Raw genomic sequence first — 21,696 nt, 5'->3', positions numbered from 1 at the left:
GGCGACATTGAAACGTTTTAGGTGACCATGCTAAGACTAAGATCCCAACGATAAATGGGCGATTAATTCTGCAGGCATAGGCGCAAGTTGACGCTTCTGGTTCATGCAGACCATTTCAACGGTTGCCGTTACCGCAGGCTTTTTGGCATTGGGACGCCATATTTGCTGTTTCCACACTGTACGATACTTACTTTCAAAATAAAATTGAGTACGAACATCAATAATTTCTGCAAATTCAACCCCATCGTGACATAACATATCGCTGCGATAAACAGCAAAACCTAATTGTTGTTGCTGCCAAAGTTGACTAAGCACATCCGCACCAATGACATGTTCACGTGCGCGTTCGAAATACTTTAAAAAATTAGGATGGTACACTACACCAGAAAAGTCGGTGTCTTCATAATAAATTTGTACCGCAAAAGAGTGAACTGGACTGTATTTGGGCTCTACAGAGACATGGCTCATTACACTATGACCTTATGTTATTCATTGTATTGTGGTTAATTATTTGAGGGCAGAAGCAGTTGATGATACTTGCCTTGTTTTTGTAACGTGAGCAGTCCTTTATCGAGTAATTGGCTAAGGTGCTTTGCTTGTGGATTATGTTTAGAAAACGCGACAAATATTTCACTGGTATGATTGTTAAATTTTGCTTTTATATCACGGCTAACACCCATCTGGTTGATGTAAACATCAGCGACAAGATCATACATAATCGCAGTATCAATTCTGCCCACTAATAGCAAATTGATCAATTGGCGCTGACTATTAACGGTAATAACGTGTAGTTTCAGTTTCTCTACAAGTGTCATAAATTCATCTCCGTATTCATAACCATCCACAATACCAATCGTGCTCTGTGTTGGGATCTGCCATTTATTATTCACAATGTTAGGGTATTCTTTGGCAAAGAAAAAAGAAGCCGTTACGGTAAAAAGAGGTTCATTACCAAATACAAAGCGATCAATAGTGCTCTGCTCACGGGTGACATTAAAGACGCCATCAACAGTGCCGCGTTCGGTCATAATCAGACCCCGAGAGTAAGGTACGACAATTGTGGAAACCTCAACATCAACTTGCTCAAAAGCATGGTTGATAATGTTGTGGGAAATACCTCTGCCGACTTCATCAGCAAACGGGGGCCAACTATCTTCTGCTGCTAACGTGATTCTTAGTGATTCTGCCACTGCCATTTTAGGGGTGACGATAACGCAAGCGCTTACAAGTGCAAGTAAAGTAACCTGAGCAAATATACGCCACACTTTGCCAGTTAGAATGTAACCAAGCAGGACGTTTGGGTAACCTATTAACGACATATAATCCTTTATTAAATGTTCCTGTTGCGCCAAGCGGATAATAGCACCTTTACTATTAAAGTGATATTTCCTCTGTTGCGAATATCGCCAATCAATAGCCGCTAGAATATGATTACTGCTAATGCCTACAAACTGACTCAGTGATAGATTAATGGTCATAATAAGGGTAACGGAAAAGAGTAATATTAATATTAACTAATTGATTGTTTTGCTAATAGATCAATAGGCTAGCCATAGTGTTAGTCATCAAGTTAGTTTGTTAAGGCGTCGATTTTGGCTGGTAAATGATTGAAATAAATATCATAACGGGCGAAAGCTGGAAAGTCACCGTGCAAATTAAAGAGCCCCTATGGCTGCTAGAGCGACCTTCGGTTTGTTAGGCTCAAGTGTCGCTTGGCTGCTAAGATTTTATAGGTTCTAGCCACGCAGCGTCCTAGCCTTTAGGCCTTGTTCTTCGGGAGCGCTGAAACGAGTATGTTGAAGTGGTTTGGGGATATATCAGCCATAGCCAAAATGATGGCTCAGGAGATGGGATTAAGTTATTTCAGTTTAATGTGCAGATGAATGCCGTGATGAATAGAGGTGGTCTATTGAGTAAACCCACTGACGATCCGGTGGGCTTTAAGCACAAAGATATAATGTCAGCATTGATGCCGACTTAGCTTAACAGCAAAAAAACATATTTTTAGATCGTGTCTGTTATCGTTGTCCTGGGCAGGATAATTTACTTAATCCGACAGTTGGTATTGCATCACGAAGTGTCTTATAAGCACACAATGACAAGCATTAAGCATTAAGCATTAAGCATTAAGCATTAAGCATTAAGCATTTGAGTAATGCCTTTATATTAAAACGTGACGCTATCACTTTTGTTACAAGCCGAGCCGTTGCTCTTTTTTTACATAATGTTACTGATTTCTTTGGCTAGCATAGCGTAGAGAAAAGCTTTATCGATTTGAAATTGTTGACTGACAAGCGACATCAATAACAACCCTAACCCTATGCGGTCGCGGTTTCATTTTTGCAAAGACAAACCATTAAATCGCTTATCTAGAGCGATTATTGATTTAACCGCTAATAGACACTCATCAGGATTAGCTATTGTAAAAGAGTGTCGATAAAGCGTATGCGAAATAAAGTAATGGCGTAAATGGCTAAATCAATAATGTGTTATCAATGGCGGTAAATTGCTGACATTGGTCGGTTAGCGACTTTGCGGTAAGGCGCTCAACACTTACTACATGGGTGTAGCATGTGGTCGTTTGGTTGATTTTTTTGAGTAACAAATCAAAATCACCATCACCAGACAGTAAAATAACTTCATCTACCATGGGGGCTATCTCAAGCATATCGATAGTAATACCGACATCCCAATCTCCCTTGGCTGAGCCATCACTACGCTGAATATAAGGCTTAGTTTTAACCGTAAAGCCAATATGTTTTAGTGCATCTTGAAATTTAACCTGTCCGTCATCTGCCGGAGCAATCGCATAGGCGATAGCATGGCTAATATTGCCTTGTGCGGATAAACGTTTATACAAGGCGCGGTAATTAAATGAACGCCCAAAACCTTGCTTACAGGTGTAATAAATATTTTGCACATCTACGAATACGGCAAGGGTTGTCATTATTACACCTGTGAAGGTTAAGGCTGTTGCGCTTTTTGAGCGGCAATGGCGTCATTAAGTTGTGCTTCAACTAACCCTAGTGAGTGAGTTGACGAAGAGATGAGTCGGTACATTGCGGGGATCACCAATAGGGCGACAACGGTCGCAAATGCCATATTGAAGAATATCACAGTTGCTACCGCAATACGGTTTTCACTGCCAGCTGCGGTAAAGATCATTAGCGGTATTGGATAAAATGCTGCTTTTGGACTCTTTCAATCAATCTGCGATAGAGGGGTATGTTGAACACTGAATCGAACTATTTAAACGACTGGCTGTGTGCGACTTGATTTCGATAAATCGGTAATTAAATGATTAGTAATATCTTTTTTGAGTTAACTAATGGCTGACTTTTAGTGGCACGTTTTTTATTTATCGCCTCATATTCAGTTAATATGAGTACTTTTTCAGTTTCAAGATGTTTGCCGTCTTGTTGTGGTTTTTGAGTTAATTCATCGATTAAAGAAACAGATTTTTCAATTTTTTTATCGGTTTCGGCTATCGCCGTATTAGTGCGAATAACCTTAGGTAATAGTGCAATGAATTCGTTATATCGTTGTCGTTCTAAAATAATTGCTTTTTTCCGCACGTCAATGTCATCGACTTTTCTATTAAACGGTGAAAAATTGTCGTTAAGCGTGATGAGCAGGATATCGATATCGTATTGATGTTCAATTTTATTGAGGCTCTGTTTTTCTGCCGCGGTAATGACTTCGAGTGCCGAAAATGAGTTGGTACAATAAAACACGGTAAATTGAACCGTATCTCACTGATATCACCGTTAAACTGGCTTACAAACTGAAATCGTTAAAACTCGGTAATAAACTGAATTTAATCAGTAAAAAGTAAAAACAGCTTGGTAATTTATAATACGGAAGTTATTTTTCGCTTTATAAACAGATTATGGTGTATTGCTCATAATGAATTGACAAAATGTTGCTGTAGGTTGATATTTTTATCGTTTAATCTGAGCATAATCATTCAATACGCTCAAATACAATAAAGCAGAGCGCTTAGGCTCTGCTTTATTGTGTAACATCGTGAGCGGGGCAAAGGGCTGTTTGATAGCCTTTTATTATCCTTAGCGGAGATTACTTATTTAACCGCTTATATTTTAATCGATGCGGTTCTACTATATCGGTGCCTAAGCTATCTTTTAACCAAGTTGAATACTCAGTATAGTTACCTTCATAGAAACTCACTTTACCTTCGTCTCGGTAATCCAGAATATGGGTAGCGATACGGTCAAGGAACCAACGGTCATGTGAAATAACCATCGCACAACCGGGGAACTCTAATAACGCTTCTTCTAGGGCACGTAATGTTTCTACGTCCAAGTCGTTGGTAGGTTCGTCGAGTAATAATACGTTGCCACCGGCTTGTATTAATTTGGCTAAGTGTACTCGGTTGCGCTCGCCACCCGATAAGGTGCCGATGATTTTTTGCTGATCGCCACCACGGAAGTTAAAACGTCCGACATAAGCACGGCTCGAAATTTCAGTATTATTGATCCGCATAATATCGTGGCCGCCAGAAATCTCTTGCCACACGGTATTTTTATCATTCATTGAATCACGGAACTGCTCAACAGAAGCAATTTGAACTGAGTCACCCACAGAAATCGAGCCACTGTCTGGTTGTTCTTCGCCTGAGATCATTTTGAATAACGTCGACTTACCCGCACCGTTAGCTCCGATAATCCCCACAATGGCGCCCTTGGGAACGGTAAAGGTAAGATCGTCAATCAATACGCGATCACCATAGGATTTTGTTAAGTTAGTCACTTCAATCACTTTATCACCGAGGCGTGGCCCTGGTGGAATAAACAATTCGTTGGTCTCGTTACGTTTTTGGTAATCGTTAGTGTTGAGTTCTTCAAAACGCGCCATACGGGCTTTGCCCTTAGATTGGCGGCCTTTCGCACCTTGACGTATCCATTCTAATTCTTTTGCGATAGTTTTTTGACGAGCACTTTGTGTTGAAGATTCTTGTTGCAAACGGGCATCTTTCTGCTCAAGCCACGAGGAGTAGTTACCTTCCCAGGGGATCCCTTCACCACGGTCGAGTTCTAAAATCCAGCCTGCTGCATTGTCTAAGAAATAGCGGTCATGGGTAATAGCGACTACGGTGCCAGAATACTCTTGTAAAAAGTGCTCTAACCATGCGACGGATTCAGCATCCAAGTGGTTTGTCGGTTCGTCGAGTAATAGCATTTCAGGCTTTTCAAGTAACAAGCGACAAAGGGCTACCCGTCGACGTTCACCACCGGACAGTACAGCAATTTTTTCATCCCAATCGGGCAGACGTAACGCGTTTGCTGCACGGTCTAGAATATGATCAAGATTGTGTGCATCTTGAGATTGGATGATGGCTTCTAACTCACCTTGTTCTTTGGCTAGGGCATCAAAATCTGCATCGGGTTCAGCATAAGCGGCGTAAACAGCATCTAAACGGATCAATGCATTTTTGGCTTCACTCAGGGCTTCTTCGACGGCCTCGCGAACCGTTTGTTGCTCGTTTAAGCGCGGCTCTTGCGGTAAATAACCAATTTTTAGTCCAGGCATTGGACGCGCTTCACCTTCAATTTCGGTATCTATACCGGCCATGATGCGCAGCAATGTCGATTTACCTGAACCGTTTAATCCGAGTACACCAATTTTGGCGCCAGGAAAGAAGCTTAATGAAATGTCTTTCAAAATTTGCTTTTTAGGTGGGACAATTTTACCCACACGAAGCATGCTGTATACAAATTGAGCCATAATTATACTGTCTAATTGTCAACAAAGATGATGATAATTCTACTGTATTATGAGCTGAACTCAACAGGCAATTGTGTGATTTAATCCACAGCGCTTTTTAGGTCAAAAAGAATGAAGGATCTGGCCACTTGGCGCCATAAACATGAATAGTTTTGTATTCAGAACACAGTGAATTTCATGTTGTTTCTACTTTGAATCATCATCGTTGCAGGGTAGAATAACGCGCAACCCTACTATACAGATAATGATGTTGGAGCTAGCATGTTGAAGAAAGCGATGAATATTGCGGATTATGATCCAGAATTATTTAAAGCCATTGAAGATGAAACTTGTCGTCAAGAAGAACACATTGAATTGATTGCATCTGAAAACTATACCAGTCCTCGTGTGATGGAAGCTCAAGGTTCTCAGTTAACCAACAAGTATGCTGAAGGTTATCCAGGTAAGCGTTATTATGGTGGGTGCGAATACGTTGATGTGATTGAAACATTAGCGATTGAACGCGCAAAAGAATTATTTGGTGCAACATACGCTAACGTACAGCCTCATTCAGGTTCGCAAGCAAACAGTGCCGTATTTATGGCGTTATTGCAGCCAGGCGATACCGTTTTAGGGATGAACCTTGCTCATGGTGGTCATTTGACCCACGGTTCACCGGTTAATTTTTCTGGCAAGCTTTACAACATCATTCCCTACGGTATTGATGAGTCTGGCAAAATTGATTATGACGAAATGGAGCGTTTAGCCATTGAACATAAGGCTAAAATGATGATCGGCGGTTTTTCGGCTTTTTCAGGTATTGTTGACTGGGCGAGAATGCGCGAGATTGCCGACAAAATTGGTGCTTATTTGTTTGTTGATATGGCCCACGTGGCAGGCTTAATTGCCGCAGGTGTTTATCCAACGCCAGTGCCTTATGCTCATGTAATAACGTCAACAACCCATAAAACATTAGCCGGCCCACGCGGCGGGATTATTATTTCTGCAGCCGATGATGAAGTTTTATATAAAAAACTAAACTCAGCAGTATTCCCTGGTGGTCAGGGGGGTCCTTTAATGCATGTTATCGCAGGTAAAGCGGTCGCATTTAAAGAAGCACTAGAGCCAGAATTTAAAGTATACCAACAGCAAGTTGTTAAAAATGCCAAAGCCATGGTTGAAGTGTTTTTAGCCCGCGGTTACAAAATCGTTTCTGGCGGTACTGAAAACCATTTAATGTTGGTTGACTTAATTGGCCGCGATTTAACCGGTAAAGAAGCCGACGCAGCCTTAGGCAGTGCCAACATTACCGTTAACAAAAATTCAGTGCCTAACGACCCTCGTTCACCGTTTGTGACCTCTGGTGTTCGTATTGGTACACCAGCCATTACTCGTCGCGGCTTTAAAGAAGCTGAAGCGAAAGAATTGACCGGTTGGATTTGTGACATTCTTGATGATGCATCTAATACAGCGGTTATTGAGCGCGTAAAAGGTCAAGTATTGACCTTGTGTGCTCGATTCCCTGTATACGGTTAATCGTATTTGGATGTCTGTTGATACAGGTTTAGGTTAACCTTGTTCACCAAATAGGATAAACTTTAATGGCCGCTAATTGCTAGCGGCCATTTTTTCTGCAGGAGTCCTAATGCATTGCCCTTTTTGTAGCGCGACCGATACCAAAGTGATAGATTCTCGATTAGTGGCTGATGGTCACCAAGTCCGTCGTCGCCGGGAATGTACCGAATGTCATGAACGTTTTACCACCTTTGAAGGCGCTGAATTAGTCATGCCTAGAGTGATAAAACGCGATGGCACCCGACAACCATTTGATGAAGAGAAACTGCGCGGCGGCATGTTGCGTGCCGTTGAAAAACGTCCGGTTTCTATTGATGACATTGATCAAGCGTTGACAAAAATTAAATCAATGCTGCGCGCGACTGGTGAGCGCGAAGTGGATTCGGAAATGATTGGTAATCTTATGATGGAACAGTTGATGAACCTTGATAAGGTGGCTTACATTCGTTTCGCCTCTGTTTATCGTGCGTTTGAAGATGTGTCACAATTTGGCGAGGCCATTGCTAAGTTGCAAAAGTAATGCTGTGTAATGACCGTTTTTAACGGTTATCATGGCATCTAAGCAATAAGAGATTATCTATCATGTCCAACGGGCCTACTTTTGACACCCAAATGATGAGCCGTGCTATAGCGCTTGCCGAGAAAGGCCGTTATACCACTAGGCCCAACCCCTGTGTTGGTTGTGTCATTGTCTATCAGAATAAGATTATCGGTGAGGGTTTCCATCAGCGTGCTGGCGAAGGCCACGCTGAAGTCAATGCGCTGAAAATGGTGCTTGATAATGGTCATAGCGCTCAAGGCGCCACCGCCTATGTAACCTTAGAACCTTGCAGTCATTATGGTCGTACGCCACCTTGCGCTTCAGGGTTAATTAACGCCAAGGTTGCGCGAGTCGTTGTTGCTGTGACCGATGCGAACCCAGAAGTGTCAGGCCGCGGTATCACCATGTTACGTGAGGCTGGAATTAAGGTCGATGTAGGACTACTCAGCCAACAAGCTTATGATCTCAATCTAGGCTTTATGAAGCGCATGAAAACTAGGCTTCCTTGGGTCACGGTTAAAATAGCCGCCAGTTTAGACGGTAAAACCGCCCTGTCTAATGGGGTGTCAAAGTGGATTACCGGCAGTGCTGCACGAGCCGATGTGCAAAAATACCGTGCCAGCCACTGTGCATTAATCACAGGCGTTGAAACAATCCTTATCGATGACCCTAGCCTTAATGTGCGCTATGAGGCGTTAGGTGAGTTAACCACTCGCCATACAAAAGATGAAATTTTCCAACCTTTAAGGGTTGTGCTAGACAGCAGAGCGAGACTGACGGCAACACAAAGGTTATTTTCAATTCAAAGTCCTATTTTACTGGTTTCTGGCTGTCAATATTCCCAAAGTGCTAAAGCTGCTTTTCCACAACACGTTTCTTTTTTACAATTAGAATGTGACTCGTCGGGCAGGATCCCATTGTTAGCTTTGCTAACGTATTTAGGCCAGCATACTAATTCTGTTTTAGTCGAAGCGGGTGCGACCTTAGCTGGGGCGTTTGTCGCTCAAGGCCTCGCCGATGACATTGTGCTTTATCAAGCGCCTAAACTGTTAGGCAGCCATGGACGTAATATGTTGCAGTTACCCGATTACAGTGCCATGGAGCAAACGCCGGCATTGCAATTAATTGATGAGCGCAACGTTGGACAAGATAAGCGTTATATCCTCAGATATAATCAACCCTATTAATGTGGCAGTTGTTTAAGAAAAACCTGAACAACTGCAAAGTTTAAAAGCAAAAAGTGAGTCATTATGTTTACTGGGATAATCGAAGCCCTTGGTACATTACGTAAAATTGATCGCAAAGGTAACGATATCCGCTTAACCGTTGCCAGCGGCAAGTTGGATTTAACCGATGTAAACCTGGGTGATAGCATTGCCACAAATGGCGTGTGCTTGACCGTTGTTGAGCGTTTAGGCGATAGCTACGTTGCGGATATATCGGCTGAAACAGTAGAATTAACTGGTTTTAGTCGTTATCAAGTTGGCCAAAAGGTTAATCTTGAAAAAGCCGTTACGGCGACCACGAGGTTGGGTGGACACATGGTCAGCGGCCACGTTGATGGCATTGCAAAAATTGAGCAATGTGCTTACCGAGGCAAGGCACTTGAGTTTTGGTTATCGGTACCGGTTCAATTAAGTCGCTACATTGCTCACAAAGGATCGGTCACCATTGATGGCGTTAGTTTGACCGTCAATGAAGTTGATGGAACTCGTTTTAGATTAACCATCGTGCCTCATACTGCGGGTGAAACCACGCTGGTGGATCTCAAAGTTGGTGACAGCGTGAACATCGAAGTGGATTTAATTGCCCGCTATTTAGAGCGTTTAATGCAACCTGATGCTAGCCAAGCACAGCCGTCATCGGGTGTGACGATGGAATTATTAGCTAAGTCTGGATTTTTGCGCTAATCGCTCCAAGCATAAAAAATTGTACTCAAAGATTATGCACAATACATGATTCAAAATAATAAATACAAAATGCAAATTGATTTAATTATTTAAAATCAAAAACTTAATAGAGAAAGGTCTGACAATGGCGCTACATAACATAGAAGAAATCATTGAAGATATTCGTCAAGGTAAGATGGTTATCTTGATGGATGATGAAGACAGAGAGAATGAAGGTGATTTGATCATGGCCGCTGATAAAGTGACGCCTGCTGCAATCAATTTCATGGCAACCTATGGCCGCGGATTAATTTGCCAAACCATGACCAAAGAGCGTTGTCAGCAGCTTAACTTGCCTTTAATGGTCACCAACAACAATGCGCAGTTCTCGACTAACTTTACCGTATCAATTGAAGCGGCGACCGGGGTCACAACCGGGATCTCAGCTCATGACCGAGCCGTGACCGTTCAAGTCGCTGTTGCCAAAGATGCCAAAGCCTCTGATTTAGTACAACCTGGGCATATTTTTCCGTTAATGGCACAAGAAGGCGGGGTATTGACGCGTGCTGGCCATACTGAAGCCGGTTGCGATTTAGCGCGCTTAGCTGGCTGTGAACCTTCAGCTGTGATTGTTGAAATTTTAAATGAAGACGGCACCATGGCGCGCTGTCCTGATTTAGAAATATTCAGTCAAAAGCATGGGATTAAAATCGGTACCATTGCAGACCTAATTGAATACCGTAACACCAACGAAACCACGGTTGTACGCGAAGCTCAATGTAAACTACCGACTCGTTTTGGTGATTTTACTATGGTGACATTTAGAGACACTATTGATAATCAATTACACTACGCATTGGTTAAAGATGAAGTGAAGCCTAATTGTTTAGTGCGTGTGCATTTGCAAAATACCTTTAACGATTTACTGCATTCTGAGCGAGATCAAACGCGTAGCTGGCCATTAGAAAAAGCCATGCAACGCATTGCTTTAGAAGGTGGCGTATTGGTGTTACTGGGTAACGTTGAGCATTCAAGTCAGATTCTGGCAAAAGTGAAAGCGTTTGAGGCCGAAGATAATGGCCAATCACCAGCAGGAGCCATGTGGCAAGGAACATCACGTCGTGTTGGCGTCGGCTCGCAAATTCTGTCGAGTCTAGGTGTCAGTACAATGCGCTTATTAAGTTCGCCAAAGCGTTACCATTCCTTGTCAGGTTTTGGTTTAGAAGTAACGGATTATATAGCTGAATAATTTTGGCTTATGGTAAATTTAATAATTTCATTAATTGCATAGCGCTCAGGGCTTTCGGCTGTGATATCATAGCGCCTCTTTTTTGCCCCGAGCGGGGTGCTTTAGCTAATTTAGGTAAGATAGAATGAACGTAGTTCAAGGTAATATCGAAGCGAAAAATGCCAAAGTGGCGATTGTAATATCGCGATTCAATAGCTTTTTAGTTGAAAGTCTGCTTGACGGTGCAATAGACACATTAAAGCGTTTCGGCCAGGTCAGTGACGACAACATTACTGTTGTTCGAGTGCCTGGTGCAGTTGAATTACCGCTTGCTGCAAAACGTGTTGCTGCAAGTGGAAAGTTTGACGGGATCATTGCATTAGGTGCTGTCATCCGTGGCGGTACACCTCATTTTGAATTTGTTGCTGGTGAATGTAACAAAGGTCTTGCACAAGTTGCATTAGAGTACGATCTTCCTGTTTCATTCGGTGTATTAACTACAGATACCATTGAGCAAGCTATTGAGCGTTCAGGTACTAAAGCAGGTAACAAAGGTGGCGAAGCTGCCCTTAGTTTGCTTGAAATGGTTAATGTACTGCAACAACTAGAACAACAGCTGTAATAGTAGGAAAAGTATGAAACCTTCAGAGCGCCGTAAGGCCCGCCGTTTAGCCGTTCAAGCCATTTATTCATGGCAGTTAAGTAAAAACAAAGTTGCTGACGTAGAACATGAGTTTTTAACTGAACAGAACACTGACGGTGTTGATGTCGCTTATTTTCGTGAGCTATTAACCGGTGTAGCATCAAAAATATCGCAAATTGATGAGCTGTTAAAGCCACATCTTGATCGTAATTTTGAAGAAGTGTCACCAGTAGAAAAAGCCATTGTGCGTCTGGCAACTTACGAGTTGACCTTCCGTAAAGATGTGCCGTTTAAAGTGGCTATTAACGAAGGTATCGAGTTAGCGAAAGCGTTTGGTGCTGAAGATAGTCACAAATTTGTCAACGGCTTGCTTGATAAGTTAGTGAAGCATAAGTAACACCAGAACGGTATCTTCGGATACCGTTTTCATTTGTTATTAATTGTTTCAAAATTAAGGTGGACGGTTTACCGTACCAGACTGAATGTGAAAGAATTTCAACTCATCGAACATTACTTCCGCAATAAAGGTCAAAAAAGGCGCGATGTTGAGTTAAGCATCGGCGATGACTGTGCGTTAGTGAATCCTGCGGACAAGAAATCTTTAGCAATTTCTTGTGATACCCTTGTTGAAAATATCCATTTTTTAGCAGACATTCCAGCTCATGCTTTAGGTTATAAATCGCTAGCGGTTAACCTTTCTGATCTTGCCGCAATGGGGGCAGAGCCCGCTTGGTTTACATTAGCACTGACGTTACCCTGTGTTGATGAACCTTGGTTAGCCCAGTTCAGTGCCGGCCTTTTTGATATTGCTGAATATTATGGTATTGCACTCATTGGTGGTGATACCACCCGTGGTCCGCGCAGTATCAGCATTACGATTAATGGTCAAGTCCCTAAAGGTACAGCATTAACCCGTGCAGGTGCAAAAAGAGGAGACTGGATCTATGTGACGGGAACCCTAGGTGATTCAGCCTTAGGCCTTGATATTATCAGAGGTGTTAAGACCGTTAACGCTGAAGATAAACAATATCTGATTAACCGCCATTATTACCCAACGCCTCGTGTGTTGGCAGGTCAAGCACTACGCACTCTAGCCACAAGCGCTATTGATTTGTCTGATGGCTTAATGTCTGATATTGGACATGTGTTATCGGCATCGAAAGTCGGCGCCATCATTGATGTGGATCTCATTCCTTTATCAAACTCACTTAAAGCCAATCTTAGTCGTGAAGATGCATTAAGTTATGCATTAACTGGCGGTGAAGACTACGAACTTTTATTTACTGTGCCAGAGTCACAACGCGGTGCAATTGATACCGCGCTAATTCATGCTGGGGTGAAGTTTGTTAAAATTGGTCAGATCAGCGCCGGCGATAAATTAAAACTAGTAGAAAATGGGCAAGCATTTACCCCTATTTCACGTGGCTTTGTGCATTTTTAATTGAGTACTATGAGACTATTAACCCAAGATAAATTCGTTAAAAAACTGTCTTTAGCCCACCCAATTCATTTTTTGGCATTAGGCTTTGGCAGCGGTAAAGCGGCCAAAGCGCCGGGTACCTTTGGTACCTTAGCCGCAGTGCCCATAGTGTTGCTCATGCAGCAGTTAAGCTTAACGAATTACCTCATCATCACCTGTATTAGTATGCTTGCCGGATTCTATATTTGTGGGAAAGCGGCTAGAGATATGGGTGTACACGACCATGGCGCTATTGTGTGGGATGAAGTGGTTGGGTTGATGATCACCATGATTGCCGCGCCTTTAGGTTTTATATGGTTAGCTCTCGGTTTTGTATTATTTCGCTTTTTTGACATTATAAAGCCATGGCCTATACGTTGGCTTGATGCCAAAGTGCATGGTGGTTTTGGGATTATGATTGATGATGTATTGGCGGGTGTGTTTTCGTTAATCGGTGTGCAGCTTGCAGTGTATTATCTATAAGTAACCTGAATTTTGGATAACAAACGACTATCAAACAGTCCTTTCCTAACTGAGTTGAAAGACTTACTATTAACGCAACCAGTAACAAGAGGCTGCGTCTTATTAACAAACAACAAGTTTAGATCGATATATGGCTAAGCGTGTTCATTTTATTACCTTCTCATCTTTTATCTCTATTTCAGATTAAGTACTTTATATAAAGATTTATAAACCAAAAAAAAGCATATTTGTGCTCTTTTGTCGCTAACGGTATTAAATAAAATCAGTCGATGTGATGTTATTAAGATGATTTTTCGGTAAGTAGATTAGTTCGCAATTGCTCTAAATCTTTATTTATATTAGTTAAACGTTGCTTATAATCTGTTTCATAAACGGTGCAGTTAAATAGTTTACCAATCGGATTGTAACGTGATATCCATAATTGCTTTATATAATTGTCGAAAGAGCAGTAATCCGGTTTTATGACCGTGTGTTCAGAGGTTGTTGAAACCGGTTCCTTAACTAAGCTAACAATATACTCAGCCATGAGGTTGTCACTGTCTGTGGGCTTATACAAAGCATTTGCTAACCATTTTTCATAAAAAGCTACCTTATCAGACTGCACTTCAATTAACATTTGTTGTCTGACATTTTGAGCAAACTGCCATTCACCAGAAAATACTCTCTCAAAATCGCTATTAGTTAATTCGAATGGCGTTTGCCAAGTTGTGACTTTGTTTGAAACCGCGGTATCAAGTGTCTTAGCTAAGGTGCTGGCAAAGTTAAGTTGAGATTTGATTACGCTAACGGCAATCATATGGTTGAATATAGAGCGAGATGAGTGATAAACCATATTCCAGAATTGAGCATCTTTATTTAAAAATGTTAACAAGGCTTCATTCACGTTAAGGTTAGGGGATCCGTCAAGGTTTATTAAAACGGTAAGTTCACTGATTGTTCGTAATTTAAGTAGTGGCGCCCATTTAAAAAGATTTTCAGGTGTTAAATACTGAATATCTTCTTGCCAATAAGGCATTTCAATCAGCTTGCTATAATGGGTTGCATCGGTTTTGTGTGCATGAATTGCTTGTAAAATACTTTCGTTATTCTTTTCAAGAAATTCATTACAGGTTGCCACATCAGTTTGATAACACGATTTTTTGTAATCGCGTAGTAGTTGATCTTCTTCATCATTGAAACTTAATGTAGTGGCCACTTCTTTAGCCGTTACATCCTGAAAAATGCCGATAAAAGTTTGTAAATATACAAAACCATTTTCGCTTGGATCGATAGGCTGTTGCTTTAGCCAGTTTTCAACTAATAGCGTGTTAGGTGACTTTGTTCTGTCTGTTGCATTAATGGCCACTAAACAGACAACAATAAAGACCAGTAAGCTACATATTAGCCCGACAAAAACACCCAAGCCCTTTATTACTTTCAGCATTATGATTTATCCGTAAATCCATGTTAACTTTACATTAACATATTGATTTGCTTTTTATAAGTGCATAACGATTATTGCAACAACTCACGGGCATTAGCCAAGGTATTTTCGGTAATGACATCACCACCTAATAAGCGCGCAAGTTCATTCACCCGTTGATCTTTATCCAAGGCCTGCATGGTGGTTTCTGTACTACCTGCTTTATTGAATTTGTTGACAAACATATGCTGATGACCGTTACCCGCCACTTGTGGCAAATGAGTCACGCACAAAACTTGAGTCGACTCGCCAAGGCTGCGTAACATACGGCCAACAACCGAAGCGGTAGGACCCGAAATGCCCACATCCACTTCATCAAAAATAAGCGTCGGAGTGGCGACTTTTCTGGCGGTAATCACCTGAATGCCTAAGCCAATGCGTGATAGTTCGCCGCCTGAGGCTACTTTTGAAATAGGTTGCAAAGGTTGGCCGGGATTAGTGGTAACCATAAACTCAATTTGGTCGCAACCATTTAAGCTGATATTAGTTGCTTCATAGTTAACCTGAATATAGAACTTGCCCTTAGGCATATTCAATTCATGGATTGACTGAGTGACCAATTTATCGAGTTCTTTAGCATAACGGCTACGGCTTTGACTTAGTTTTTGTGCATTGGTTAAATAGGCATTTCTGGTGGCTTCAAGTTGCTGTCTTATACCATCTAATTTAGTTTCGTCGTCAGCAAGTTCGGCCAATTCACTCATCAATGCTTGATGATGTAGCGCCAACTTATCAGCACTCACATGATGCTTACGCGCCAATTGCATTGCCGTTGAAAGGCGTTTTTCTAAATAGGCAAAATGTTCTGGATCAAGCTCTAAACTGCTTAAATAACTTTCAATTTCGCTAGCGCTTTCTTGTACTTGAATTAACGCATCGCTGATCATAGTGCCGATAGGAGCAAGGGATTCATCATAGCCTTGAAGCGTATCAGCAATACTGGCCACTTTATTAAGCAGCGATTCTATATTGCCTTCATCACTTTCGGTCAATAAATGTAAACCAGCTTGGCAACGTTCAATTAAATCTGTGCCATTGGCTAAGCGTTTGTGTTCTTGTTCTATTTCATCAAATTCTTCCAAGCCTAAGTTGAACTCATTAAGCTCTTCTACTTGATATTGCAGCAGCTGTTGACGCGAAATGCGTTCGTGCTGAGCTTGCTCAAGATGCTTTAGCTCGTTTTCCACTTGCTTGCAGCGCTGATAGCTGGCACTGACGGCATCAAGTAACAACTTGTGGTTAGCGTAGCTGTCGAGTAAGGCTAACTGATGATCATTTTTAAGCATGGCATGGTGAGCATGTTGGCCATGAATGCCTATCAGGAGTTGACCAACGGCTTTTAATTGCGAAACCGGGACCGGATTACTATTAATATAGGCTCTAGATCGGCCATCATTATTAATGGTTCGACGTAAAATACATCCATCTTCAGCATCGAGATCGTTATCTTCAAGCCAGCGTTTAGCTAAAGGGACATCGTGGAGCGTAAACCGCGCGCTCACTTCAGTTTTCGTTGCGCCGGGTCTGATGGTATTGGCATCACTGCGATTACCAAGACATAACCCAAGGGCATCGATAGCAATCGATTTACCTGCACCGGTTTCTCCGGTGATGCTTGTCATACCGGCTTTAAAGTCGAGTTCTAAAAAACGCACGATAGCAAAATTATTGATGCTGAGTTGGCAAAGCATAATGAATCCCTTTCAATGAAGCGACTAAACCACTGTATTGATAAACAGTATATACTGTTTTTATATACAGTAAAGTGGTTGGCATAAAAATATCACTGATTATTTTATCGCCTTAACTCGGTCAATTATCAAGCATATGATTTTAAAAGTGTTTCTATTATAGGCAAACTAATAAAAGTGACTAATGTGCCATATAAAATCCCTTGGGCACTGCCATTGGCATTAATTTGGTATCGGTCTGCCAATAAATACACACTTGCTGCAGTTGGTAAGGCTGCTAACAGGACTCCCATAGTCAGTAACTCGTGTTCTACGCCGAAGAGTTTGAGTAATCCAAAGGCAATAAGGGGCTGAATAATTATCTTGAGTAAGTTGATTAAACTCAGTTCTGCAATCAAGCTAAGACTGAACATGTTCGTGATTGACTGATGCCGTAACGCTTTGGCAAGTACCATTCCGATGGCAAACAGTGCACAAGGACTGGAGGTGTTTCCCACTTGGTGCAGCACTAACGCCAGGCTAGCGGGTAAGGTGATATGAAATGCCGATAGGCCTATGCCAATAAGACTGCCGACCACTATCGGGTTTTTATACAGTGCATTAGCCATGATGATGATGGCATGGTCGGTTGATTGTTTATTACGGCTGGCCAGTTCAATAGAGACTAAAGCAAACGCGAACATGAACACCGACAGCAAGCTGGCAATCGCTGCGGCCACTAATGCCATTTTGTGACCCGGGAACAATAGGCTCAGCAATGGAATACCAATAAATGCAGTATTGCCAAACGTGGCGTTTAACGCCCGCATTGCGGCAACCGCTTGCTGCTTAGGCTTGCACCATAGTGATACGCCAATGACCAGCGCATAAGTAATGATCATCGCCAAGCTAAAGCCACCAACAAAGCCCCACTGAATAATGTCTTCAATGTGAGTTTCAGCTAAAACAATGAGTAAAATCGCTGGGAAGGCTATGTAATAGACAAATTGATTGAGGATCAGATCGGTGTCTGGTGGTAAAAGTCTCAATTTCTGAATGATACTGCCGAGAAGCATAATTATAAATACAGCGATTAGCGGGGTAAGAATACTGGACATTCCTCGCAATTCCTTAGCAAAGTGATAATAAGATCACTGTACTGCTTTTTGATAGCAGGATGCAATTAGGCTAAAGTTAAACGAGCGTTTATTTTTGATTTTAAGCTAAAACAGGCCTTTAATACTTTTGATTGGGTAAATATTGTTCATTTAGCGTAAAAAATCACTAAAAAAGTTACTTGTTTTCTTCGATGCGATAATCGTACTAATAATAATCCCCGCCGAGCTTAATGACCGGTCATTCACGTCCAGTTATCGGTTTCTCTATGTGGGTTGCTGCCGCTGACACTGTGATAAAAAATTTTGGCTATGACGCTCAATAAAAAGCCTGGAATAGTTTCCAGGCTAAGTAAAATCTATTGATAGTATTGCTATAGACTAATGCCGATATTAGACACACCCGTTTCGATAATATCTTTACGTAAACCTTTAACCAACTCGATGTTGATCTCAGGATTGGCTTCGATAATGTCGAGTAACATACCTTGTAATTGTTTTTCTTCTTCCATTACTGGGTGTGAAAACACAAATTCATCCAGCGCTTCATCCATTAATGATTCCTCACTAATAGCCTCAATGTAGTTAGCCACAGTACTTGATGATAACTTACTGATATTAGTAATATCTTCTTCAATTTTTCCGTCTATTGCACCCATTAAAGTGGCAATGGCCACTGCAGCATCCATGGCGGGATAAGCACCATAGGCTTCAAATTGGCTTGGATCAGGGGTGTTTTCATCCAGACGTTGCAAATGCACATCAATATTGAATTTAAGCTTTTTGTCATATTGGCTTTGCCATAATAACTCTAATGCCGTGCTTAGGACCTGTGGTTGGCCAAACTCACAGACTTCAGAAAACAGTTGGTAGTTGGGCAGCATTCGTTGGCACAGTGCGAGGGCAAAAAGCTGCTTTTGAGGTAACGATAATGCCTTTAGGCGTTTAAAAAAACCGGTTTTACTGGTCATGGGGTACATCCACTGATAGCTGGTTTATTACTTGATTTGCTGCCGATTCTACCTTAGTTAACTCATCAAGTAACTCTAGTATTTCAGGTTCTAAGTCATCGATGTCAATTTTATGCTTTAATCCTGACTCAATATCCCTACACAGCTTTTGTGTTGTCGGTACGCCGCAATAACATGTTGCACCATGCAGCTTATGTACGGCTTGGAGTAATGTCTGTGCGTCTCTGGCTATGAATGCTGTATCGATAGCGGCTGTTGTTTCGGGTAATGAATGAACCAACATCTTTAACATATCTAAGGCTAAATCTGTTTTTTGGTTCGCTTGGGTTAAACACAAATCCCAATTTAGTACATGGGAATCAAAATGGGTCAATTGTGGTTTAGTTATCCAGCGGCTAATCACCCCTTTTAGTGATAGTTCATCAATGGGTTTGGGTAAAAAACCATCCATACCACTGGCTAAAATATTGTTACGCTCTTCGGCGATAGCGTGTGCCGTTACTGCAATGATGGGCGTATTACGATTGAGTGATTCTGAGCGTATTTGCTGGGTTGCGCTAATGCCGTCAGTTCCAGGCATTTGAATATCCATAAAGATTAAGTCAAACGCTTGTGCCTTAGTTTGCTTTATCGCATCGTCGCCATTATTGACTGTGACCACATTCTCAACTAATTCTTTGAGTAAAGTATCAATTAACTTTAGATTGGCCATATTATCGTCAACGGCTAATACCGATGCTTTCAGGCGTGGCGATGGGTCTGGGCTAATCAGTTCAGGGAGACGCACTGAAGTTGAAGGCACCGGAGGATAGATTAAATGATGTGCTAGGGTAAAATCGCTGACTGGAGTGTTGAGTAATACATCTGCATTGGCTTTGAGCACATTGATGATCATGTCTTGATTTAAATAGTCATGCAATAAAATAAGGCAGTCGGTATGCTGCCTGGCTTGTTGCAAGAAATGGATAAAGACCGTATTGTCCGCAAAACCATGACAGCTCATGATGATGTAATCAAACTTGCTGGTTTTACTTTGTAATACTGATGTGAGGTTTTCTAGATTTGCAACATTAGTGATAATTAATTGCCATGACACTAAGCGGCGATTTAATGTATCGCGGGTTAATTCCCGAGGCTCATACAACAATACTGATTTATGTTGCAATACATCAACGGTAAGTACTTCACCAATTTCGAATTGACTAATCCCAAGCGGCAGAATAAACCAGAAATTTGAGCCTTTATTTGGCGCAGAGGTAAAGCCTATTTGGCCACCCATTTGGTTAATTAAGCGTTTGGTGATCACCAAGCCTAGTCCTGTGCCGCCAAAGCGGCGTGAGATAGATGAGTCGGCCTGGCCAAATGCTTGGAATAGATACTCTTGTTGGCTTTCATTAACACCAATACCGGTATCGATAATTTCGCAGCGTAAGGTGATGTTATCTTCGTCTTGACCTACCAAGTGTATCTTGAGTATTACGCTGCCCTTGTCGGTAAATTTGATAGCGTTACCGACTAAGTTGGTAATAATTTGACTGACTCTCATCGCGTCACCACTGACGCTCTCTGGTACATTCGCGTCGATGTCGATAACCAGTTCTAGGCCTTTCTCTTGGGCGCTACCAGCTATAATCGTCAAGGTTTCTGTGAGTGTTTCACGTAGTGCGAATGGCATTTTCTCTAATACCATTTTACCGGCTTCTAGTTTCGAGAAATCGAGAATGTCGTTGATAATGCCGAGTAAGTTACTGGCACTGCGTTCAATGGTTTTAATGTAGTCGAGCTGGCTGGTATGCAATGGTGTTTTGAGTAGCTGCTTTGCAAATCCAATGACGCCATTAAGTGGTGTTCGTAACTCATGGGACATGTTAGCTAAAAATTCAGATTTTATACGGCTCGCTTCAAGGGCCCGTTTTTTGGCAATGTCGAGCTCAACGTTTTGAATTTCAATCTGTTCAAGGGTTTCACGTAAATCTGAGGTGGCTTGATCAATGTTTTGCTGCATTTCATCGTGATATTCTGACAATGAGCCTGCCATTGCGTTGATGCCTCGTTTAAGCAAGTCAAGTTCACCAATTAAGTTGCCTTCTAGGCGAGTATCAAGCTTACCTTCACGGATTTTGGCGACTACACGAACCATTTCTGTAATGGGGTAGTTAACGTGTTTGACTAAGCGAAAGGTAAAAAACAGGTTAAATTGTACGCCAATTAATACGATAATAAACGCGGCGATTGCCGCTCGATGTTGCTCGAGCAGGGCGTTTTCCTTATTCAGTAATACTGAAATGTATCCTAATATCCGCTCTTGTTGACTGTTGTAAATGGGCTCTACGGTATCATTGACTGAGGAATTGTTATCGATGTTGCCATCACTCGGGCGATTCATACTGGCAACCGGTTTTGGTTCTAAGCCAGTATGAGATATTATTGGCACACGAATGACTAACGTATCGCCAATTGTTTCATTTTCTGTCCCGAGTAAGTTTGCCAAAGCTTGTTTGTAGCGCATAGATTCAAAATCTTTGTGGTAGTGCGAGGTCACAAAGAGTTGGTTTTCGGCATCAAAAACCGCAATAGAGAGGATCAATGATGCGTTGTTAATTTGCGATGCGGCGAGTATACGTTTAGTGGATTCACGATCTTGATTAATAATACTAAATTCACTGGCAATGGCTAACGGTTCAACAATATTGCTGCCTTTTTCAATTAAGGTTTGTTCTAATTCATAAAAGCGGTTTATCGTGAAATAACTTCCAAGTAGAATACCCACTACGATAGTGGGTGCTAACGCAAGTACCAGAACCCAAGAGCGTAGGCTATATTTGGTCATATTGTTGGCACTTTTCATGGTAGTTAGGTGTGTCCCTATTACTAAATCGTTGATATTGCGTCTAGACTGCCAGATATGGCGCACTCTTGACTAGTTTTTTATTCAA

Annotated in this window: 19 protein-coding genes and 1 pseudogene; 9 read left to right on the top strand and 11 right to left on the bottom strand. The window is 41.8% G+C overall.

Features of this window, described 5'->3' with window-relative positions; translation table 11 throughout:
- Nucleotides 1–36 precede the first annotated feature (36 nt).
- The 6 genes and pseudogenes from EGC80_RS21295 to ettA form a co-directional block, all read right to left on the bottom strand.
- On the bottom strand, nucleotides 37–468 hold the full coding sequence (locus EGC80_RS21295; RefSeq protein WP_124012051.1) for an acyl-CoA thioesterase: 432 nt from the start codon (nucleotides 466–468) through the stop codon (nucleotides 37–39).
- Between the two features lie 35 nt (nucleotides 469–503).
- A complete protein-coding gene (locus tag EGC80_RS21290; RefSeq protein WP_233768560.1) occupies nucleotides 504–1,478 on the bottom strand; it encodes a substrate-binding periplasmic protein in 975 nt (324 codons plus the stop codon).
- Between the two features lie 995 nt (nucleotides 1,479–2,473).
- Nucleotides 2,474–2,947, bottom strand: coding sequence for a LabA-like NYN domain-containing protein (locus tag EGC80_RS21280; RefSeq protein WP_101032479.1), 474 nt, complete (start codon nucleotides 2,945–2,947; stop codon nucleotides 2,474–2,476).
- A gap of 17 nt (nucleotides 2,948–2,964) precedes the next feature.
- Nucleotides 2,965–3,174 (bottom strand): annotated as a pseudogene (locus EGC80_RS21275) (efflux RND transporter permease subunit); the annotation flags it as partial.
- A gap of 119 nt (nucleotides 3,175–3,293) precedes the next feature.
- Complete coding sequence (locus EGC80_RS21270) at nucleotides 3,294–3,734, bottom strand: hypothetical protein (protein ID WP_124012050.1); 441 nt, start codon at nucleotides 3,732–3,734, stop codon at nucleotides 3,294–3,296.
- 343 nt (nucleotides 3,735–4,077) lie between these two features.
- The gene (ettA, locus tag EGC80_RS21265; protein WP_124012049.1) at nucleotides 4,078–5,745 is read right to left on the bottom strand and encodes an energy-dependent translational throttle protein EttA; all 1,668 of its coding nucleotides are present in this window, start codon (nucleotides 5,743–5,745) and stop codon (nucleotides 4,078–4,080) included.
- A 261-nt stretch (nucleotides 5,746–6,006) separates the two neighbouring features.
- Between ettA and glyA the strand changes: the two genes are divergently transcribed.
- The 9 genes from glyA (at nucleotide 6,007) to EGC80_RS21220 (ending at nucleotide 13,542) form a co-directional block, all read left to right on the top strand.
- Nucleotides 6,007–7,260 carry a serine hydroxymethyltransferase gene (glyA, locus tag EGC80_RS21260; protein ID WP_124012048.1) on the top strand — a complete coding sequence of 418 codons (1,254 nt, stop codon included), beginning with the start codon at nucleotides 6,007–6,009 and terminating at the stop codon, nucleotides 7,258–7,260.
- A gap of 109 nt (nucleotides 7,261–7,369) precedes the next feature.
- Entirely contained in the window at nucleotides 7,370–7,819 is a 450-nt protein-coding gene (gene nrdR / locus EGC80_RS21255; RefSeq protein ID WP_101032476.1) for a transcriptional regulator NrdR, read from the top strand.
- 62 nt (nucleotides 7,820–7,881) lie between these two features.
- Complete coding sequence (ribD, locus tag EGC80_RS21250; protein WP_124012047.1) at nucleotides 7,882–9,027, top strand: bifunctional diaminohydroxyphosphoribosylaminopyrimidine deaminase/5-amino-6-(5-phosphoribosylamino)uracil reductase RibD; 1,146 nt, start codon at nucleotides 7,882–7,884, stop codon at nucleotides 9,025–9,027.
- Between the two features lie 63 nt (nucleotides 9,028–9,090).
- Nucleotides 9,091–9,750 carry a riboflavin synthase gene (locus EGC80_RS21245; protein WP_124012046.1) on the top strand — a complete coding sequence of 220 codons (660 nt, stop codon included), beginning with the start codon at nucleotides 9,091–9,093 and terminating at the stop codon, nucleotides 9,748–9,750.
- A gap of 124 nt (nucleotides 9,751–9,874) precedes the next feature.
- Nucleotides 9,875–10,978: a bifunctional 3,4-dihydroxy-2-butanone-4-phosphate synthase/GTP cyclohydrolase II gene (gene ribBA, locus EGC80_RS21240; RefSeq protein WP_101032473.1), complete on the top strand. Its 1,104-nt coding sequence runs from the start codon at nucleotides 9,875–9,877 to the stop codon at nucleotides 10,976–10,978.
- Between the two features lie 124 nt (nucleotides 10,979–11,102).
- Entirely contained in the window at nucleotides 11,103–11,579 is a 477-nt protein-coding gene (ribH, locus tag EGC80_RS21235) for a 6,7-dimethyl-8-ribityllumazine synthase (RefSeq protein WP_011636512.1), read from the top strand.
- A gap of 13 nt (nucleotides 11,580–11,592) precedes the next feature.
- Nucleotides 11,593–11,997, top strand: a complete 405-nt coding sequence (gene nusB / locus EGC80_RS21230) for a transcription antitermination factor NusB (protein ID WP_101032472.1) — start codon at nucleotides 11,593–11,595, stop codon at nucleotides 11,995–11,997.
- A gap of 87 nt (nucleotides 11,998–12,084) precedes the next feature.
- Nucleotides 12,085–13,041 carry a thiamine-phosphate kinase gene (gene thiL / locus EGC80_RS21225; RefSeq protein WP_124012045.1) on the top strand — a complete coding sequence of 319 codons (957 nt, stop codon included), beginning with the start codon at nucleotides 12,085–12,087 and terminating at the stop codon, nucleotides 13,039–13,041.
- Between the two features lie 9 nt (nucleotides 13,042–13,050).
- Complete coding sequence (locus EGC80_RS21220) at nucleotides 13,051–13,542, top strand: phosphatidylglycerophosphatase A family protein (RefSeq protein ID WP_124012044.1); 492 nt, start codon at nucleotides 13,051–13,053, stop codon at nucleotides 13,540–13,542.
- A 280-nt stretch (nucleotides 13,543–13,822) separates the two neighbouring features.
- On the opposite strand, the gene EGC80_RS21215 is transcribed toward EGC80_RS21220, so the two are convergent.
- From EGC80_RS21215 to barA, 5 genes are all read right to left on the bottom strand, one after another.
- Nucleotides 13,823–14,887, bottom strand: a complete 1,065-nt coding sequence (locus EGC80_RS21215) for a hypothetical protein (RefSeq protein ID WP_124012043.1) — start codon at nucleotides 14,885–14,887, stop codon at nucleotides 13,823–13,825.
- Between the two features lie 149 nt (nucleotides 14,888–15,036).
- The gene (gene recN / locus EGC80_RS21210; protein WP_124012042.1) at nucleotides 15,037–16,695 is read right to left on the bottom strand and encodes a DNA repair protein RecN; all 1,659 of its coding nucleotides are present in this window, start codon (nucleotides 16,693–16,695) and stop codon (nucleotides 15,037–15,039) included.
- 128 nt (nucleotides 16,696–16,823) lie between these two features.
- The gene (locus EGC80_RS21205; RefSeq protein ID WP_101032467.1) at nucleotides 16,824–17,792 is read right to left on the bottom strand and encodes an AEC family transporter; all 969 of its coding nucleotides are present in this window, start codon (nucleotides 17,790–17,792) and stop codon (nucleotides 16,824–16,826) included.
- Between the two features lie 371 nt (nucleotides 17,793–18,163).
- Nucleotides 18,164–18,760 carry a YjaG family protein gene (locus tag EGC80_RS21200; RefSeq protein ID WP_101032466.1) on the bottom strand — a complete coding sequence of 199 codons (597 nt, stop codon included), beginning with the start codon at nucleotides 18,758–18,760 and terminating at the stop codon, nucleotides 18,164–18,166.
- Nucleotides 18,750–21,590: a two-component sensor histidine kinase BarA gene (gene barA, locus EGC80_RS21195; protein WP_443729202.1), complete on the bottom strand. Its 2,841-nt coding sequence runs from the start codon at nucleotides 21,588–21,590 to the stop codon at nucleotides 18,750–18,752. The genes EGC80_RS21200 and barA overlap by 11 nt, the downstream gene beginning before the upstream one ends.
- Between the last annotated feature and the right edge of the window lie 106 nt (nucleotides 21,591–21,696).

It is taken from the genome of Shewanella psychromarinicola (genome assembly GCF_003855155.1).
Taxonomy (GTDB): Bacteria; Pseudomonadota; Gammaproteobacteria; order Enterobacterales; family Shewanellaceae; genus Shewanella; species Shewanella psychromarinicola.
This window is presented reverse-complemented; position numbering and strand designations above follow the sequence as displayed.

Bases quoted from the DNA above. Each gene is read 5' to 3' on its own strand.
- EGC80_RS21295 (WP_124012051.1), bottom strand. From the start codon at position 468: ATGAGCCATGTCTCTGTAGAGCCCAAATACAGTCCAGTTCACTCTTTT.
- EGC80_RS21290 (WP_233768560.1), bottom strand. From the start codon at position 1,478: ATGACCATTAATCTATCACTGAGTCAGTTTGTAGGCATTAGCAGTAAT.
- EGC80_RS21280 (WP_101032479.1), bottom strand. From the start codon at position 2,947: ATGACAACCCTTGCCGTATTCGTAGATGTGCAAAATATTTATTACACC.
- ettA (WP_124012049.1), bottom strand. From the start codon at position 5,745: ATGGCTCAATTTGTATACAGCATGCTTCGTGTGGGTAAAATTGTCCCA.
- glyA (WP_124012048.1), top strand. From the start codon at position 6,007: ATGTTGAAGAAAGCGATGAATATTGCGGATTATGATCCAGAATTATTT.
- nrdR (WP_101032476.1), top strand. From the start codon at position 7,370: ATGCATTGCCCTTTTTGTAGCGCGACCGATACCAAAGTGATAGATTCT.
- ribD (WP_124012047.1), top strand. From the start codon at position 7,882: ATGTCCAACGGGCCTACTTTTGACACCCAAATGATGAGCCGTGCTATA.
- EGC80_RS21245 (WP_124012046.1), top strand. From the start codon at position 9,091: ATGTTTACTGGGATAATCGAAGCCCTTGGTACATTACGTAAAATTGAT.
- ribBA (WP_101032473.1), top strand. From the start codon at position 9,875: ATGGCGCTACATAACATAGAAGAAATCATTGAAGATATTCGTCAAGGT.
- ribH (WP_011636512.1), top strand. From the start codon at position 11,103: ATGAACGTAGTTCAAGGTAATATCGAAGCGAAAAATGCCAAAGTGGCG.
- nusB (WP_101032472.1), top strand. From the start codon at position 11,593: ATGAAACCTTCAGAGCGCCGTAAGGCCCGCCGTTTAGCCGTTCAAGCC.
- EGC80_RS21220 (WP_124012044.1), top strand. From the start codon at position 13,051: ATGAGACTATTAACCCAAGATAAATTCGTTAAAAAACTGTCTTTAGCC.
- recN (WP_124012042.1), bottom strand. From the start codon at position 16,695: ATGCTTTGCCAACTCAGCATCAATAATTTTGCTATCGTGCGTTTTTTA.
- EGC80_RS21205 (WP_101032467.1), bottom strand. From the start codon at position 17,792: ATGTCCAGTATTCTTACCCCGCTAATCGCTGTATTTATAATTATGCTT.
- EGC80_RS21200 (WP_101032466.1), bottom strand. From the start codon at position 18,760: ATGACCAGTAAAACCGGTTTTTTTAAACGCCTAAAGGCATTATCGTTA.
- barA (WP_443729202.1), bottom strand. From the start codon at position 21,590: ATGACCAAATATAGCCTACGCTCTTGGGTTCTGGTACTTGCGTTAGCA.